This is a genomic window from Kocuria palustris, assembly GCF_007666205.1.
Classification (GTDB): Bacteria; Actinomycetota; Actinomycetes; order Actinomycetales; family Micrococcaceae; genus Kocuria; species Kocuria palustris_A.
Genome location: NZ_VDOR01000003.1, coordinates 70,097 through 86,255, shown reverse-complemented (window position 1 = coordinate 86,255; position 16,159 = coordinate 70,097). Strand labels below are relative to the sequence as shown.

The following is a 16,159-nucleotide window of genomic DNA, read 5'->3' as shown; positions in this document are numbered from 1 at the left end:
GCCGATCAGCTCTCCGGGCGGATGAGCCCCTGCGCCGCGAGGTCGCGGAGGAAGGCCCGGATGTCCGGCTCGATCTCCCGGGCGTCGAGACCCGTGGCGACAGCCAGGTCCGCGACGAGCTCGGCGGGGAAGGCGCCGCCTGCCGTGCGGTCCGCCGCCGTGGCGAGCCGCCTGGCCAGGGCCGACCAGATCAGCGCCGCGGATCCCTCCAGGACCACGGGGATCTCCGACCGCAGGTCCAGGAGGTAGACCCGCTCGGGCAGCTCGGGGTCCTGAGCCCCCGGATCGGGAAGCCACACGACGTCCGCGCCCGGGCGCCAGGCGGTCTCCGGCGCATTCCCCGTCATCGTCGCCCCCTCCTCTGCGGGCCGCGCAGGGCCGCCGCGATCCGCGCCCGGTACTCGCGCAGGTAGTCGGGCAGGGCCGGCTCGCGCCGCAGCTGCACCCGCAGGTGCGCTCGGTTCGGGACCAGTGCTCCCAGCGCGATCCGCGCCCTGTCCGCCCGGCTCTCGGCGGCGTGGAGACGCGCTCGCAGCAGCGATGGCCGGTCGGCGCCGGTGTGCAGGGCGCGCAGGAGCTCGACCTGGTTCAGCGGGGCCGTGACGGTCTCCTCGGTGGCCACCGCCCAGGCGGCGGCGGCGTCGAGCTCGAGGGCGCGGGAGCGGACCTGCTCCCACTCGTCGTCGGAGAGGATCGAGCGCAGGTGCGCCACGTCCTGGGCCCCGCGCTCGGCATCGCGGGCCGCGTGGATCACGATGAGCGCGATGTGGTCGAGGCGCTCGGGGACGTTGCACTCGCGCCCGCCCATCGACTCCGCGGCCCGGTGCCTCCACAGCCGCTCGAAGACCTCCTCGGCAGGCGCCTCGACCCCGGGCAGCAGACGATGGATGTCGGCGTAGCCCAGGTGGCTGTGCCAGAGCGAGGCGGCGTGCTTGAAGATCGAGCCGTCCTCGTAGTCGGCGACCAGCTCCCAGCCGCGCTGCTCCAGGGCTGCGACCGCTCGCCGCGCGTCGGCCGCGGGCACCAGGACGTCCGCATCCGAGGAGGAGCGTCCGGCCCGGTACGTGCCCGCAGGAGCCGTGTGGCCCTTGTGGTGCAGGCCGCGGATGCCGGCGGCCCGCAGGACGTGGGAGATCATCGCGTGAGCGAAGCGCACGCGCACCTCCGGGGGCAGCGGGCTCTCGGCGGCCATCAGGAGACCCCGGTGCTCGGGCGGCCGGCGGCAGGAGGCGGGTCCTCGTCCAGCAGGCCCAGCAGGTAGCGGCCGTAGCCGCTCTTGAGCAGGGGCTCGGCGCGCTCGCGCAGCTCGTCGTCGCTGAGCAGGCCCAGACGCCAGGCGATCTCCTCGGGGGCGCCGACCTTGAGGCCCTGCCGGTTCTCGACGGTGCGGATGAAGTCCGACGCGTCGTTGAGGTCCGAGAAGGTCCCGGTGTCGAGCCAGGCGGTGCCGCGCGGCAGGAGGTCGACGGCGAGCCGCCCCCGCTCGAGGTAGATCCGGTTCACGTCGGTGATCTCCAGCTCGCCGCGGGCGGAGGGCCGCAGGCTCCGGGCGATGTCGATCACCTCGTTGTCGTAGAAGTAGAGCCCGGGCACCGCATAGGGGCTTCGGGGGGAGCGCGGCTTCTCCTCGAGCGAGACGGCGCGGCCGTCGTCGTCGAGCTCCACCACGCCGTAGGCCGCCGGATCGCTGACCCGATAGCCGAAGATCGACGCGCCGTCGACGCTCTGGTGGCGGCGCAGCTGCGTGCCCATGCCGGGGCCGTAGAAGATGTTGTCGCCCAGGATCAGCGCGACCGATCCGTCGCCGATGTGCTCCCGGCCGAGCAGGAAGGCCTGGGCGAGGCCGTCGGGGGAGGGCTGGGCCCGGTAGCCGAGCCGGATGCCGAAGCGCGACCCGTCGCCGAGCAGGCGCTGGAACGACGGCGCGTCCTGCGGCGTGGTGATGATCAGGACGTCCTCGATGCCGGCCAGCAGCAGCGTCGAGAGCGGGTAGTAGATCATCGGCTTGTCGTAGACCGGCATCAGCTGCTTGGAGATCCCGAGCGTGATGGGGTGCAGCCGGGAGCCGGTGCCGCCGGCCAGGATGATGCCCTTCATGTGCACGATCCTCTCAGGGTCGAAGGGAGATCAGTCGAGATCGCTGAGCTCGACCAGCCGGGCGAACGCGGGGCTGCGGTCGCGGAGCTGCTCGAAGGTGCCCTCCGCCGCGACCCGGCCGCGCTCCAGGAAGATCAGGTGGTCGGCGGAGCGCACGGTCGAGAGCCGATGGGCCACCATGATGATGGTCAGCTCGCCGGACAGCGACTCCACGGTGCCCATGAACTGGCGCTCCGTCACGTTGTCCAGCGCGGAGGTCGCCTCGTCCAGGACGAGCACGGTGGGCTCCCTGTACAGGGCGCGGGCGATCCCGACGCGCTGACGCTGCCCCCCCGACAGGCGCACGCCCCGTTCGCCCATCTGCGTGCCGATGCCGTCGGGCAGCCCCTCGACCACCGCCGTCAGCTGGGCGGCGGCCAGGGATCGACGGACCTTCTCGTCGTCGATCCTCTCCCGGGGGACGCCGAAGGCCACGTTCTCGCGGAGGCTGGCGTTGACGATGTAGACCTCCTGGGACACGACGCCGAGCGCATCGACCCACGCCGCCGGATCGTCGCGGATGTCGCGACCGCCGCAGGTGATCGTGCCGTGCGTCGGTTCGAGCAGCCCCAGCAGGAGGTCCAGGGCCGTGGACTTGCCGGCCCCGGAGGATCCCACGATGGCCAGCGAGGTCCCCTGGGGGACGGCGAAGGAGAGGCCGTGCAGCGTCCGCTCGGCCGCCCCGGGATATCGGTAGGCCACGTCCTGGGCCCGCAGATCGCCCCCGTACTGCTCGGGCGAGCGCCGGCGCAGCATCCGACCGGTCCGCGGGATCGATCGCAGCGTGCGCTCGAGCTCCTCGAGCCCCGCGACGGAGGCTCGGACGAGCCCGACATTGGCGCCGAGCCGGTTCAGCGTGGGCAGCATCCGGCTCGCGGCCGCCACGAAGACTCCGAGCACCGTGATCGTCTGGGCCGCGTCGCCGAGCAGGGCGATGGCACCTGCCACGACGCCGATGCTGACGATCAGGGAGATCTCCAGGACGTACCGGGGCGCCTCCGAGAGCAGCGACAGCACCTGACGGCTGCGTGCCGCCTTCCGCCGGTTGAGGCGATAGCGCTCGACGAACGTGTCCGAGCTGTCGGTGAGGCGGACATCGCGGAACCCCTCGGTGACGGGGCCGCGCGAGCTCCACTGGCTCATGCCGAGCTCGGACTGCTCCCTGCCCAGGCGATGCTGGTGCGGGCGCAGCAGCGCCTGCGAGATCAGGACCGTGCCGCCGAGGCACACGACCGCGGCCATGGCGCCCGCCGGCGAGACGACGAGCAGGACGACGGCGGCCAGGGCCAGGGTCAGGGCGTCCGCCAGGATCATCAGCAGGCCGTTGAGCATCCCGCTGAAGGTGTTCGGCACCGACATGTCGAGCTGACGGTGGACGTCGGCCACGGATCGCTCGCGGTGCGCCTGGAACGGGCTGCGGGCGAAGAGGTCCATGAGATTCGCGAGGGCCTCGGCCTCGAGCCCGGTGGTCCTCCCCACGAGCCACCATCGGAAGATCAGCGCGAAGACGGTCTTGACCAGGAAGGCCCCGCCCACGAGCAGGGCGAGGGCGATGATCACGGCCGTGGGATCGGTGATGCCGATGCCCGCGACGGACTCCCTGATGCGCTCGGCGCCCGGTGCATCCGTCGCGACCATCATGAGAGGCACCATGGCGGCGATGCCTGCCATGTCCAGCAGCCCGAGGCCGAAGGAGCCGGCGACGGCGAGCGCGATCCATCCCCTGCCGGTGCCGGGGACCAGCTCGTCGATGACGGCGAGGAGCCTGCGGATCATGCGGGGGAGCTTCCTGGGATGGCGGGGACGTCGGGCGGCGGCGGTGTGCCCAGGACGCGGTAGCGGAGATGGCCCTCCACCAGGCCCAGGGACCATCCCCAGGCGCGCGCCGCATCCGATCGGGCAGACCGGGATCTGGCGAGCAGCAGATCCGGAAGGCCGCCGAGGGCGCCTCGCAGGGCGCTGCGGAGACTGACTCCGTGGGGATCCACCGTCTCCGGGCGGCGGACCCACAGCTGGACGGCCGTGCGAGCGTAGTTCCTCCGCTGCCGCAGGAGCGCGCGGGTGCCCGAGCGCTGCACGTAGTCGATGCGGGCTTCGGAGGCCAGTGTCGTCCGCCAACCGGCGGCGGCCGCGCGCCAGGCGAGGTCGGTCTCATCATGCCCACCCGAGAACGACTCGTCGAATCCGCCGACGGCCCGGATCACGCGACGATGCACCCCCATGCACGCACCGAGCGGGTAGGGAGGCCCGCCGAAGATCTCCTGGAGGGCGAGGTCGGGACCGAGACGGGATCCGTCCGCGTCCACCGGGGTGGCGACGCCCCCCGCGATGCCTCCGTCGGACAGGGCGCTGCGAAGCGCCTCCACCCAGCCGGGCCGCACCCGGTCATCCGCATCGCAGAGCAGGAGGACGTCCCCGGAGGCGACCCGCATGCCCGCGTTCCGGGCGTGGTTCGCGCCGGGTCGGTCATCGGCGTCGCAGACCACGATGCGGGAGTCGGCCGCTGCGGCATCGCGGAGGACCGCCTTCGTCCCGTCGGCGGAGCGGTTGTCCACGAGCACGAGCTCATCCGCCTCGCGCAGCTGGGGCAGCACGGCATCGATCTGCCCGCGCACGAGCGGCTCCACGTCGTGGCAGGGGACGATCACGCTGACCGGGATGCTCATGCGTGCACCCTCTTCAGGCGGGCGCGGAACTGCTCGGCCCCGAAGCGCGCCGCGACCGGGGACGCCATGCGGCGGGCATGCGCCTCGGCCGCGCGGGGACCGTGGAGGATCTCGACGACGGCGGCGGCGAACGACTCCGGGGAGTCTCGGACGACCGCGGCATCCGAGGGCGAGATCCCCTCGCCGCCCACGGCGGTGGTCACGACCGGAACGCCTCGGACCAGGGCCTCGACGACCTTGAACTTGACCCCTGCCCCGCAGCGCAGCGGGACGACGACAGCAGCCGCCTCGGCGTACAGGGCCTCCAGATCGGCGACGTAGCCCAGCACCTCCACGCCGTGCCGTCGCAGCCCCTGCACGACGTGGTCGCGGAGCCCGCCCCCGGCCACGGCCATGCGGGCCTGCGGGAACTCGGCGCGGATGATCGGGAGGATCTGCGTCGAGAACCAGTGCATCGCGTCCTCGTTCTCCCACCTGGCCATGAAGCCCACGAAGAGCAGCAGGGGATCGGGGACCGGGAGGCTCCTCCCGGGGCGGCGGAGGTCGCCGTCGATGGGCGGGGGCACGACATGGATCTCGGCGCGGGCGCCGTGCCTGGGCAGCAGGGCGGCGTCCTTCTCGCTGAGCACGACGACTCGATCCGCCAGGTGCATGATGCGCCGCTCGAGAGCACGGGCCGCCAGCCACCGGCCGTGCCAGACGGCGCGCCGCCGAGGATCCGACTGCTGATCCCGCTGGCGGGCGAACTTCTGGGAGAGGACGTCGTGCAGGGTCACGACGGTCAGCGCACGGGGTGCGAGGCGGCGGACGGCGGGGAGGAGCAGCCCGTTCTCCTCCCACTGCAGATCCACGACGGCCGAGCGGCTCAGCGTGCCGGCGACCGACGACAGCCGGCGGGGCTCGATCGCCGGCGCCATGCCGAGCGCCCGTCCGATGCGCGAGAGCGCGGTCCGCTCGGCAGGCAGCATGATGTGCTCGGGGACGCCGCCCCGGGCCAGGGCCCGGCGATTGGCGGGCCCGTCGCCGCTGACGAGCGTGAGCTCGGCGTCCTCCGCCATGACCCCGGCGATGCGGTGCAGCAGCTGCTCGCCCGCCGACTCGTGCTGCCCCGCCGAGGGGATCAGCGGCGTCACCATGGTCATCCGGCGGATCATGCCGCGGCTCCTGCCGACTCGGCCACGGCGGCCTCGACCGCCTCGCGGACCTGCAGGGCCCAGGCATCCCACGTGAGACGGCGCCCGGCGTCGAGCAGGGCGCTCTCGGAGGCGGCTGCCACATCATCGGGAGTGAGACGGGCCAGCAGGGCTCCGGCGGCCTCGGTCGAACCCCGCGGCCCGACCAGCCACCCCGTGCGGCCATCCGCGACGATGCTCTCGACGCCGCCGGCCCGGTGCGCGATGACGGGCAGGCCCGAGACGAGCGCATCCGTCATCACCACGCCCGCGGCATTCGCCGCGCTGAGATCGAGCAGGACGTCGTGCGATGCGTAGAGCTCGGCGAGCCGCTCCTGCGGGACGAGCCCGGGGGCCGCGACCCAGCGCGGCAGGTCCGCCGGGGCGCTGCCGACGACTGTCAGATCGACGTCCCGCCGGACTCGGGCCATCGCGACGGCCTCGACGACGGCGCCGCCGCGCTTGCGCTTCCAGTCCGCTGCGACGGCCAGGACGCGCAGCGGGCCGTCCACGCGCCGGGCAGCGGGATGCGGCGGTGCGGCGATGGCCGGTCCGAAGGCGGCGGTGAGGATGCGCTGCGGCTCGACCCCCACGTCGTGGATCAGGCTCTCGGCCGCCCAGTCGCTGGCCACGACGTACCGGGAGGTCCGCGCGGCCCCGGCTCGCTCGACGGCGCGGCCCTGGCGCTCGCCGCGAGGGCCCAGGCCGGTGGCCATGGGATAGAAGCCGAGCAGGGCGGGGAACGTCGCATCGGTGATCTGGACGAGCGGCAGATCCTCCGGCAGCGACAGCACGTCGGTCGAGGCCGCGATGGCCACCAGTGCCGCCAGGGGCGGTCCGGAGCGTCGCTGCAGGCTCCGGGCCAGCGCACGGCTGCGACGGGCCGCGGTGGCCATGGTGTGCGTGGGAAGGCTCCTGCCGCCTGCGGCGCCGCGCAGCCGTGCGCGCACCCGCTCGCCGAGAGCATCGGATGCCGTGACAGCGGGGATGACCTCGACGTCCATGACGCTGCGGAGCCCATCCGCCATGGGCTTGACCACGCCTGACCAGGACCTCGGATCCTCCGTGTCCCACGGGCTGTAGAGCCCGACCCTGAGCGTCATGCGATCCTCGAGCTCCCGTTCCCTGCGCCGTGCGTCGTCGGGCCTGGCACGGAGGGGCGGGCCCTGACCGCTCGGCCGAACAGCGTAGTGTATGAGGATACATGAGAGCGGCGCCGGGGCGGCGGTCGCGATGCTCGTCCGCGGCCGGGCTCCGCGGCCGCTGCCCGGCTCGATAGGCTGGAATCCATGCATCTCCTGGTCACCGGCGGGGCCGGCTTCATCGGCTCGAACTTCGTCCACCACGTCCTGGGCGCCACCGAGCACACGATCACGGTCCTGGACAAGCTGACCTATGCCGGCAGCGAGGCCTCCCTCCAGGGCGCCGATCCGCGGCGCATGACCCTGGTGCGCGCCGACATCTGCGATGCCGAGGCGGTGGATCGGCTCACATCCCGGGCCGATGCGATCATCCACTTCGCGGCCGAATCGCACAACGACAACTCATTGGCGGACCCGTCGCCGTTCATCCGGACCAATCTGGTCGGCACGTTCACCCTGCTCGAGGCGGCGCGCCGCCACGGCACGCGCTTCCACCACGTGTCCACCGACGAGGTCTACGGCGACCTCGAGCTGGACGACCCCACGAGGTTCACCGACGCCACGCCCTACCGCCCCTCGAGCCCGTACTCGGCGTCGAAGGCCGGCTCCGATCACCTGGTCCGGGCCTGGAGCAGGTCGTTCGGGCTGCGGGCCACCCTGAGCAACTGCTCCAACAACTACGGCCCGCGCCAGCACGTGGAGAAGTTCATCCCGCGCCAGATCACCGAGCTGATCGACGGCCGTCGTCCGCGGGTCTACGGCGCCGGAGCCAACGTGCGCGACTGGATCCACGCGGAGGACCACTCCTCGGCCGTGCTGCGCATCCTCGAGCGCGGGGAGATCGGGCGGACCTACCTGATCGGGGCCGACGGGGAGCGCAGCAACCTGGAGATCGTGCGGATGCTGCTGGAGATCTTCGATCGCCCCGCCGATGACATCGAGTTCGTGCGGGATCGCGCCGGGCACGACCTGCGCTACGCGATCGACGGCTCGCCCCTGCGCGAGCAGCTCGGCTGGTCGCCGCGCTACACCCGGATCCGCGAGGGCCTCGAGGCCACCGCGGCCTGGTACCGGGAGAACGAGGGCTGGTGGCGCCCGGCCAAGGACGAGACCGAGCGCCGGTACGCGGCCGCGGGCCACTGAGGAGAGGCGACGACGATGAGGATCACCGAGACGGCCGTTCCCGGTCTGCTGCTCGTGGAGCTCGACGTCCACGGAGACTCCCGCGGCTGGTTCAAGGAGAACTGGCAGCGGCGGAAGATGGTCGCCGCCGGGCTGCCGGACTTCCTCCCGGTGCAGAACAACATCTCCTTCAACTCCTCCGCGGGCACCATCCGGGGGATCCACGCCGAGCCGTGGGACAAGTACGTCTCGGTGGCCACCGGCCGGATCTTCGGCGCCTGGGTGGATCTGCGCGAGGGGGAGTCCTTCGGGGCCGTCGCGACCCTGGAGATCGCACCCGGGCAGGCTGTGTTCGTCCCCCGCGGGGTCGGCAACAGCTTCCAGACCCTCGAGCCGGACACGGCCTACACGTACCTCGTGACCGGCCACTGGTCCGCCCAGGCCCAGTCGCAGTACACGTTCCTCAACCTCGCCGACGAGACCGCCGCGATCGAGTGGCCCATCCCCCTGGAGCAGTCGGAGATGTCGGAGAAGGACCGGGCGCATCCCCGGCTGCCCGACGTCCGGCCCATGCGGCCGGCACCCGTGGTGATCCTCGGCGCCGGGGGCCAGCTCGGCCGGGCGCTGGTCGCCGCGTGCACGCGCGACGGCATCCCGTTCGAGGCGTACACGCGCGCGGAATGGGATCTCGCGGAGCCGTCGTCGTGGCCCGTGGAGACGCTGCGCGGCACTCGAGCGGTGCTCAACGCGGCCGCTCACACGGACGTGGATGCCGCGGAGATCGACCGCGCGGCCGCCTGGGCCGTCAACGCCACGGGGGTCGGTGCGCTCGCGGGTCTGTGCCGCGACTCGGACGTGCCGCTGGTGCACGTCTCGACCGACTACGTCTTCGACGGCCGGCTCGATGCCGAGCTCGATCACGCGGTCGATCATCCCGTGGCGCCGCTGTCCGTCTACGGGCAGTCGAAGGCCGCCGGCGAGGCCGCCGCCCGCACCTGGGCCAAGCACTGGATCGTGCGCACCTCGTGGGTGATCGGCGAGGGCGCGAACTTCGTGCGCACCATGGCCGCGCTGGCCGAGCGCGGCGTCGACCCGGCGGTCGTGGACGACCAGATCGGGCGGCTCACCTTCGCCGACGATCTGGCCGACGCGCTGCTGCGGCTCGTGACGGAGGCCAAGCCGTACGGGACCTGGCACCTGACCAATGCAGGTCCGGCGATGAGCTGGTTCGAGGTCGCGCGGCAGGTCTTCGAGCTGACGGGCCACGATCCGCAGCGCGTCCGGCCGGTGCATGCCGCGGACTACTTCGCCGACAAGCCGCACGCCGCGCCACGACCGGCCAACTCGCGGCTCTCCTCGGCAGCCGCCGAAGCCTCGGGCATCCGGATGCCGGATGCGCGGCAGTCGCTGCGGGCCCACCTGGCCTGAAGGGCGTCGTCGCGGACCCGGCCCCCCCCCCGCCCCGCGCACCCCCGGCGCGCGGGGCCGGCCGCCTCGGGTGGGGAGGGGCGGGGGCGGGGCGCGCGACGACGCCCTGGTCACCCGAGGCGAGCGGGCACGCCCGGCTCGGATGCGCGGACCGAGCCCCGGACGAGGCCGATCGCCGCCCTGGCCGCTGTCATCGCGGGGCGCTCGACGAGGCGCCACGAGGCCGCCGCGGCCAGCAGCGTCAGCGCCGTGCTCGCCAGCACGTGCAGCAGGGGCCGATCGACCTCGGGGTGCGCCATCGTGACGAGCTGCTGGACGGGGAAGGCGAAGAGGTACGTCCCGTAGGAGAGGTCGTTGCTGACCCCCAGGCGCAGAGGCAGCACGCCGCCCAGGCCGAGGAGGCCGTAGGCCAGGGGGAGCTGGGCCACGTGCCCGCCCCAGTCCGTCGTCAGCAGCGCGAGGGCCAGGGCGAGGCCGGCCGCCGCCGCCCAGCCGCGCAGCGGGAGCCGATCGCGCAGGCAGTGCAGGAGCATCCCGCCGACGAAGTACGAGCCCAGACGCCCCAGATGCAGATAGAGGTTCGTGGTCACATCAGCGGCCGGGACCACCACGAGGTTGAAGGCCAGCAGGCCCAGGAGGACGACCGCGCATGTCGCCGTGGGCCGTCTCCGGGTCCCGGGGACCCAGAAGAGGACCAGGCATCCGAGGTACGCCAGGAGCTCGTAGGACAGGGTCCAGGCCGACCCGTTCCACGCGTCGTAATGGGGCATGGCGATGCCGTCCATCGTCCAGGACAGGCCGAACGTCGTCGCGTTGTCCGCGATGTACCCCAGGGCGACGGCAGGGTCCCACTGCCCGAATCCCCATGCCGCCGCCGCAGGGGCGGCGGCCAGGCCCACGAACAGCAGCTGAGCCCAGTAGGCGGGGAAGATGCGTGCCAGTCTGCGGATCGTATAGGACCACCAGCTGCTCCTGAGCCTGCTCCCCACGATGAGATAGCCGGAGATCGTGAAGAACCCCAGCACGGCCCATCCGCCGAGGGCCTCGACCCACGACGGCCACGAGGTCGTGCCGGTCACGGCCGGGGTGTGCGAGACGATGACCAGCAGGGCCAGGAGCAGCCGGAGGGCGTTCAGGGCATTGGCCGGGGTGGACAGCGCCGCCCCGAGCGTGCGGCCGCGCGGGGGGTCCGGCGACCGGGCGGGGTCGTCCGCCAGCGGCGCACCCAGTGATGTCATGCTCGACCAGCTCTCGTCGCGGCGATCGCCGCGGCAGCGGCCCGCGCAGTCTATTGCCTGCGCACACGAAGACTCCGCGGGACGGGGGACGAGTCGCTGCCCGCACGGAGGCGGACTCACGCGCGCGACGCGCGACAATGGGGCCGTACATCCCCGCGTCCGAGGAGGGCCACGCATGTCCCACCAGCCGCTTCCGGTGCCCGCCCCGGAGGAGACGATCGACCGCTTCCTGTCCGCGGCCCGTCCGCTGCTCGACGACCGGCAGATGCGCCAGGCCGACAGCGCCGCGCAGGTCTTCCTGGGCGGCGACGGGCCCCGTCTGCAGGCCGAGCTGGAGGGCTTCGCGCAGGACCGGGCCGAGGCCGGCTCGAGCTGGCTGGCCCGGGCGTGGCTGGAGGGCTACCTCCGCACTCGCGACTCGCTGCCGCTGAGCACGAGCGTGGGGTTCCAGCTCGCCGACGAGCCGGGGACCCCGGGGCTGGACCGGGCCGCGCGCTTCATCCACCGCGCGGCCGCCGTGCACCTGCAGCAGCTGCGCGGCGAGACCCCCGTGGAGGTCAGCCCGCGCGGCGCGCAGATGTGCATGCAGCAGTGGGAGGCGCTGTGCGGCGGGCTGCGGCACCCGCTGCCGGGCATGGACGAGATCCGCCGGCCCGAGATCGCGGCGGCCGACGCCGAGATCGGGATCGTCCACCGCGGCCGGATGCGGGTCGTGCCGATCGCCGATGACCGGGGTCGTCCCCGCAGCGTCGCCTGGATCGCCCAGGCGCTGCGCACGATCGTCGGCACCCCCGCGACTCCGTCCGCCCCGTCCGCCGAGGGCCAGGACGGGCCGCCCTTCGGCGCGGTCTCCTGGCTGCCCGCCGACGAGGCGGCGGAGCTGCTCGAGGAGATGCTGCGGGACGACGCCAACGCGCAGACCTACGAGCGGCTCACCCGTCTCGTGCTCACCGTGACCCTGCAGGAGGACGCGGCCACCTCCGCCGAGCACGAGCAGCGCCTGGCCTTCGGGTTCGAGGACGCGTGGGTGCGCAAGCCGCTGTCCTACGAGATCGGCCTGGCCGACGGCTGGACGGGCGTGCATGTCGAGCACAGCACGATCGACGGCGCCACGGTGCTGGCGGCCGTGCACCGCATGCGGGAGCACGAGATCGACGACGCCCCGGCAGCCGATCCGGACCTGGCTGTCGCGGTGGACGAGCTCGTCTGGGCCATGAGCCCTGAGCAGGTCGAGCGGGTGCGCACCCGGCTCGAGGCCGTGCGTCGGTCCGCCGAGCCGCTGAGCGTCCGGATCATCACGGTCCCGCGGGTGGCCGCGGAGCAGCGTCCGTTCAGGATGAGCGACGACGCCGTCCAGCAGCTGATCTTCACGATCGCGCAGCTCTCGGCCTTCGGCCGCGTCCGCGGCGTCTACGAATCCGTCGACGTCCGGGAGTACCAGGCCGGGCGCACCGAGTGCCTGCGCCCGGTGACATCGCAGGCCGTGGAGTTCGCGGCCGCTGCGCTGGAGGGCTGTGCGACCCGGGAGCAGCTGCGCAGCGCGATCGACGCCCACAAGGACTGGATCAAGGCCTGCAAGTCCGGCCGCGGTCCGGACCGCCACCTGAGGGGCCTGCGGCTCATGGCCGGCGACAGCGGGGCGGGGGAGGAGCTCTTCGGCTCCGAGGCGCTCGCGGCCGTCTCCGAGGACTTCCTGTCGACCACCTCGGTCGGCGGCCCGGAGGCCATCGTCCGCTATGCCTTCGCCCCCAGCGCCCCCGGGGGATTCGGCATCGCCTACACCAAGGGGGAGGAGGAGTTCGAGTTCTGCCTCAGCTTCCGCGCCGACTCCGCGGAGGACCCCGAGGGCTTCGCGGAGGCGCTGCGGCGGGCGGCCGCGGTCTTCTGGGAGGCCGCCGCCGGCATGCGGGATCGCTGATGCCCGGGAGGATCCCCGTAGGGTTGTGGCGACGACATGTCCGGCGCGCCGCCCCGGCGCTCCGGCAGAACCACGCACAGCGAAGGAGCACCGCATGACCGAGCGCACCCTGATCCTGGTCAAGCCCGACGGCGTCGAGCGCGGCCTGACCGGCCAGGTCCTGGCCCGGGTGGAGGCCCGCGGCTTCCGACTGGCCGAGCTGAAGAAGCTCGAGGCGACCCGCGAGATCCTGGAGCAGCACTACGCGGAGCACCAGGGCAAGCCGTTCTTCGAGCCGCTCGTCGAGTTCATGATGTCGGGGCCCGTCGTCGCCGCCGTGTTCGAGGGCGAGTCCGTCATCGAGTCCTTCCGCGCGATGGCCGGCGTGTCCGACCCGGTCAAGGCCGCGGCGGGCACGATCCGGGGGGACCTGGCGCGGGACTGGGGCGAGAAGGTCCAGAAGAACATCGTCCACGGCTCGGACTCCCCGGAGTCGGCCGAGCGCGAGATCGGCATCTGGTTCGCCTGAGCCCGCGGTGCCCGACGGCCGTCTCCGAGCAGCTCGGAGGCGGCCGTCGTCGTCTTGATCGCGGGGGCCGGCCAGGGGTCGGTGTGACCCGTTGCACGTGCCCGCCGGCTCCGCTAGGTTGCTGAGAATGTCCGCAGATCCCGGATCACCGATGGCGGAGGAGTCGTCATGAGCAATCCAGAGCGCAGGGCCCAGGACCTGCTGGAGCAGGTGGCCGGGACGGGGGTGCGGGTCGCGGAGCTGCTGTGCGATCGCCACGACCCGCAGGCCGTCGCCTTCACCGTGGTCGAAGAGGACCTCACCCGCCGCGAGCTGACCTACGGCCGCCTCCGGGAGCGCTCGGAGCGCGCCGCCGCCGCGCTGTCCGGGCTCGGCGTGGGCCCGGGGGACCGGGTCGCCACGCTCATGGGCAAGGGCGAGGAGCTCGTGGTGACCCTGCTGGGGATCTGGCGCCTCGGGGCGATCCACATCCCGCTCTTCACGGCCTTCGCGACCTCGGCGATCGCCCAGCGGCTGATCCCGAGCGCTCCTGCGGTCGTGGTCTGCGACGCCTCGCAGCGCAGCAAGCTCGAGGCCCCGGAGCTCACCGGCCCGGATGCCGCCTGGACGGTCGTGACCTCCGACGACGGCTCCGGGGAGCCCGTCGTGGAGCCGGCGCTCCCGGAGCTGCTCGAGGCGCAGTCCACGGGGTTCCCGGTCGCCGAGCGCTCCGGCGACGACCACCTGGTGCACATCTACACCTCCGGCACCACGGGCAGCCCCAAGGCCGTGCCGGTCCCCGTCCGGGCCCTGGCGGCCTTCGGGATCTACCTCGAGTACGGGCTCGACGTCCGCGAGGACGACGTCTTCTGGAACGCGGCCGATCCCGGCTGGGCCTACGGCCTCTACTACGGCATCCTGGCCCCCCTGTTCGCCGGACGCGCCAACATCCTGCTGCGCGGGCGCTTCGACCCGGCGGCGACCTGGCGCGTGCTCGCCGAGCTGGGGGTCACGAACCTCGCGGCGGCGCCCACCATGTACCGGACCCTGCGCTCGAGCCAGGGGCCCGCGCAGCCCCTGAGCCTGCGGGTGGCGTCGTCGGCCGGAGAGCCGCTGAACCCGCAGCTCGTCACCTGGGCCGAGCAGACGCTGGGCACCGAGATCCGCGATGACTACGGCCAGACCGAGATGGGGATGTGCATCGTCAACGGATGGCATCCCGACGTGCAGCGCCCGATCGAGTCCGGTTCGATGGGCCGACCCCTGCCCGGGTTCGCGGCGGAGGTGATCGACCTGGCCGACGACGACCCCGCGGGGACCGACGAGCCGGGCCGGCTGGCCATCGTGCGGCCCGACAGCCCGCTCATGTGGTTCCCGGGGTACGTGGACGACCCCGCGCGCACCGCCGAGCGGTACACCGCCGACGGCCGCCTCTACCTCACGGGCGACGTCGCGCGGCGCACCCCCTCGGGGGCCTTCGCGTTCTCCTCGCGCGACGACGACGTCATCCTCATGGCCGGGTACCGCATCGGCCCGCTCGAGGTCGAGTCGGCCATGATGGGCCACCCCGCCGTGGCCGCGGCCGCCGCGATCGGCGTGCCCGACGAGATGCGCGGCGAGGTCGTCGAGGCCTATGTCGTCCTGCGCGACGACGCCGAGCGCACGGAGGGCCTCGAGCACGAGATCGCCCAGGTCGTGAAGACCGAGTACGCGGCGCACGCCTATCCGCGGCGCGTCCACATCGTCGACGAGCTGCCCACGACCGCCTCCGGGAAGATCCAGCGCAATGTGCTGAGGGACCGGCACCGCGGCCAGGCTCCCGCCGACGAGCCCGGATGAGCCCATCCGACTCCGGAGCCGCCGCGCGGCTTCCGGCCCTCCCGTCCACCGACCACCCACGCACACCTCAGGAGAGACCATGCAGCTGAAGGACACCGTCGCGATCGTCACCGGAGCGGCCTCGGGACTCGGCGCGGCCACCGCCGCCGAGCTCGTGGGCAAGGGGGCGACGGTCTACGGGCTCGACCTCCAGCCCGCGATCGAGAAGGCCGAGCCCGCCGAGGGAGTCACCTTCGTCGCCGCGGACGTCACGGATCCGGAGGCCGTGCAGGCGGCCGTCGACCAGGCCTCGGCGGCCGGGCCGCTGCGCCTCGCGGTCAACTGCGCGGGCATCGCCCCGGGCCAGCGCATCCTGAGCAGGAAGGGCCCGCATGACATCGGCCTGTTCCAGAAGGTCATCCAGATCAACCTCGTCGGGACGTTCACGGTCCTGACCACCGCCGCGGCGGCCATGTCCGAGCTGGACCCGGTCGACGAGGACGGCCAGCGGGGGCTGATCGTGAGCACCGCCTCGGTCGCGGCCTTCGAGGGGCAGGTCGGGCAGGCGGCCTACGCCGCCTCGAAGGGCGGCGTCCACTCGCTGACGATCTCCGCGGCACGCGATCTCGCCTCCCGCGGGATCCGCGCCTGCACGATCGCCCCGGGGATCGTCGAGACGCCGATGATGGCCGGGATCGACCCCGACTTCCGCGCCGGGCTCGAGGCCACCGTCCCGTTCCCGGCCCGTCTGGCCAAGCCCACCGAGTACGCCCGCCTGGTGAGCATGATCGCCGAGCACGACTACCTCAACGGCGAGACGGTGCGGATGGACGGCGGGCTGCGGATGCCTCCGCGCTGACCCGTCCGGATTGCGACCGCTCGGGAGCGCCCCTAGGCTGAGGGTCCCTCCCGATCGCGGACCGGCCGCCAGCGGCCCCGGACCGACGATGCGGGGGAATGACAGAGGCGCCCGCCCCGGGCGTCATCCCGCGGGGGGGCTCCCTGCGGTGCCGGCGGCCCGCCCCGGCCCCC

The 16,159-nt window shown here is 73.2% G+C and carries 14 protein-coding genes; 6 read left to right on the top strand and 8 right to left on the bottom strand.

Annotated elements, in window-relative coordinates; translation table 11 throughout:
- Positions 1 to 5 precede the first annotated feature (5 nt).
- From FSY66_RS04600 to FSY66_RS04570, 7 genes are read right to left on the bottom strand one after another with little or no spacing between them, the layout of a single operon-like run.
- Positions 6 to 347, bottom strand: a complete 342-nt coding sequence (locus FSY66_RS04600; RefSeq protein WP_144791729.1) for a PqqD family protein — start codon at positions 345 to 347, stop codon at positions 6 to 8.
- Entirely contained in the window at positions 344 to 1,192 is an 849-nt protein-coding gene (locus FSY66_RS04595) for a nucleotidyltransferase family protein (protein ID WP_144791727.1), read from the bottom strand. The genes FSY66_RS04600 and FSY66_RS04595 overlap by 4 nt, the downstream gene beginning before the upstream one ends.
- Positions 1,192 to 2,097 carry a glucose-1-phosphate thymidylyltransferase RfbA gene (gene rfbA, locus FSY66_RS04590; protein WP_144791725.1) on the bottom strand — a complete coding sequence of 302 codons (906 nt, stop codon included), beginning with the start codon at positions 2,095 to 2,097 and terminating at the stop codon, positions 1,192 to 1,194. Before rfbA ends, FSY66_RS04595 begins: the two co-directional genes overlap by 1 nt.
- Before the next feature lie 30 nt (positions 2,098 to 2,127).
- Entirely contained in the window at positions 2,128 to 3,912 is a 1,785-nt protein-coding gene (locus FSY66_RS04585) for an ABC transporter ATP-binding protein (protein ID WP_144791723.1), read from the bottom strand.
- Complete coding sequence (locus FSY66_RS04580; protein ID WP_144791721.1) at positions 3,909 to 4,802, bottom strand: glycosyltransferase family 2 protein; 894 nt, start codon at positions 4,800 to 4,802, stop codon at positions 3,909 to 3,911. Before FSY66_RS04580 ends, FSY66_RS04585 begins: the two co-directional genes overlap by 4 nt.
- On the bottom strand, positions 4,799 to 5,956 hold the full coding sequence (locus tag FSY66_RS04575; RefSeq protein WP_144791719.1) for a glycosyltransferase: 1,158 nt from the start codon (positions 5,954 to 5,956) through the stop codon (positions 4,799 to 4,801). Before FSY66_RS04575 ends, FSY66_RS04580 begins: the two co-directional genes overlap by 4 nt.
- Positions 5,953 to 7,077, bottom strand: a complete 1,125-nt coding sequence (locus FSY66_RS04570; protein WP_186304410.1) for a glycosyltransferase family 4 protein — start codon at positions 7,075 to 7,077, stop codon at positions 5,953 to 5,955. The genes FSY66_RS04575 and FSY66_RS04570 overlap by 4 nt, the downstream gene beginning before the upstream one ends.
- Positions 7,078 to 7,263: 186 nt before the next feature.
- Here FSY66_RS04570 and rfbB point away from each other — a divergent pair, with 186 nt between their 5' ends.
- Both rfbB and rfbD read left to right on the top strand, forming a co-directional pair.
- The gene (rfbB, locus tag FSY66_RS04565) at positions 7,264 to 8,259 is read left to right on the top strand and encodes a dTDP-glucose 4,6-dehydratase (protein WP_144791716.1); all 996 of its coding nucleotides are present in this window, start codon (positions 7,264 to 7,266) and stop codon (positions 8,257 to 8,259) included.
- 15 nt (positions 8,260 to 8,274) lie between these two features.
- Positions 8,275 to 9,666: a dTDP-4-dehydrorhamnose reductase gene (gene rfbD / locus FSY66_RS04560; RefSeq protein WP_144791714.1), complete on the top strand. Its 1,392-nt coding sequence runs from the start codon at positions 8,275 to 8,277 to the stop codon at positions 9,664 to 9,666.
- A 110-nt stretch (positions 9,667 to 9,776) separates the two neighbouring features.
- Here rfbD and FSY66_RS04555 read toward each other — a convergent pair whose 3' ends face one another.
- Positions 9,777 to 10,904 (bottom strand): acyltransferase family protein, encoded by a 1,128-nt coding sequence (locus FSY66_RS04555; RefSeq protein ID WP_186304409.1) that lies wholly within the window; start codon positions 10,902 to 10,904, stop codon positions 9,777 to 9,779.
- A gap of 175 nt (positions 10,905 to 11,079) precedes the next feature.
- On the opposite strand from FSY66_RS04555, the gene FSY66_RS04550 reads away from it, so the two are divergent.
- The 4 genes from FSY66_RS04550 to FSY66_RS04535 all read left to right on the top strand — a co-directional run bounded on the left by FSY66_RS04550 (position 11,080) and on the right by FSY66_RS04535 (position 15,986).
- Positions 11,080 to 12,822 carry a choline/carnitine O-acyltransferase gene (locus FSY66_RS04550; protein WP_144791710.1) on the top strand — a complete coding sequence of 581 codons (1,743 nt, stop codon included), beginning with the start codon at positions 11,080 to 11,082 and terminating at the stop codon, positions 12,820 to 12,822.
- A gap of 94 nt (positions 12,823 to 12,916) precedes the next feature.
- Positions 12,917 to 13,330 carry a nucleoside-diphosphate kinase gene (gene ndk, locus FSY66_RS04545; RefSeq protein ID WP_144791708.1) on the top strand — a complete coding sequence of 138 codons (414 nt, stop codon included), beginning with the start codon at positions 12,917 to 12,919 and terminating at the stop codon, positions 13,328 to 13,330.
- A 168-nt stretch (positions 13,331 to 13,498) separates the two neighbouring features.
- The gene (locus FSY66_RS04540) at positions 13,499 to 15,148 is read left to right on the top strand and encodes an AMP-binding protein (RefSeq protein WP_144791706.1); all 1,650 of its coding nucleotides are present in this window, start codon (positions 13,499 to 13,501) and stop codon (positions 15,146 to 15,148) included.
- 79 nt (positions 15,149 to 15,227) lie between these two features.
- Positions 15,228 to 15,986, top strand: coding sequence for an SDR family NAD(P)-dependent oxidoreductase (locus FSY66_RS04535; RefSeq protein ID WP_144791704.1), 759 nt, complete (start codon positions 15,228 to 15,230; stop codon positions 15,984 to 15,986).
- Positions 15,987 to 16,159 lie beyond the last annotated feature (173 nt).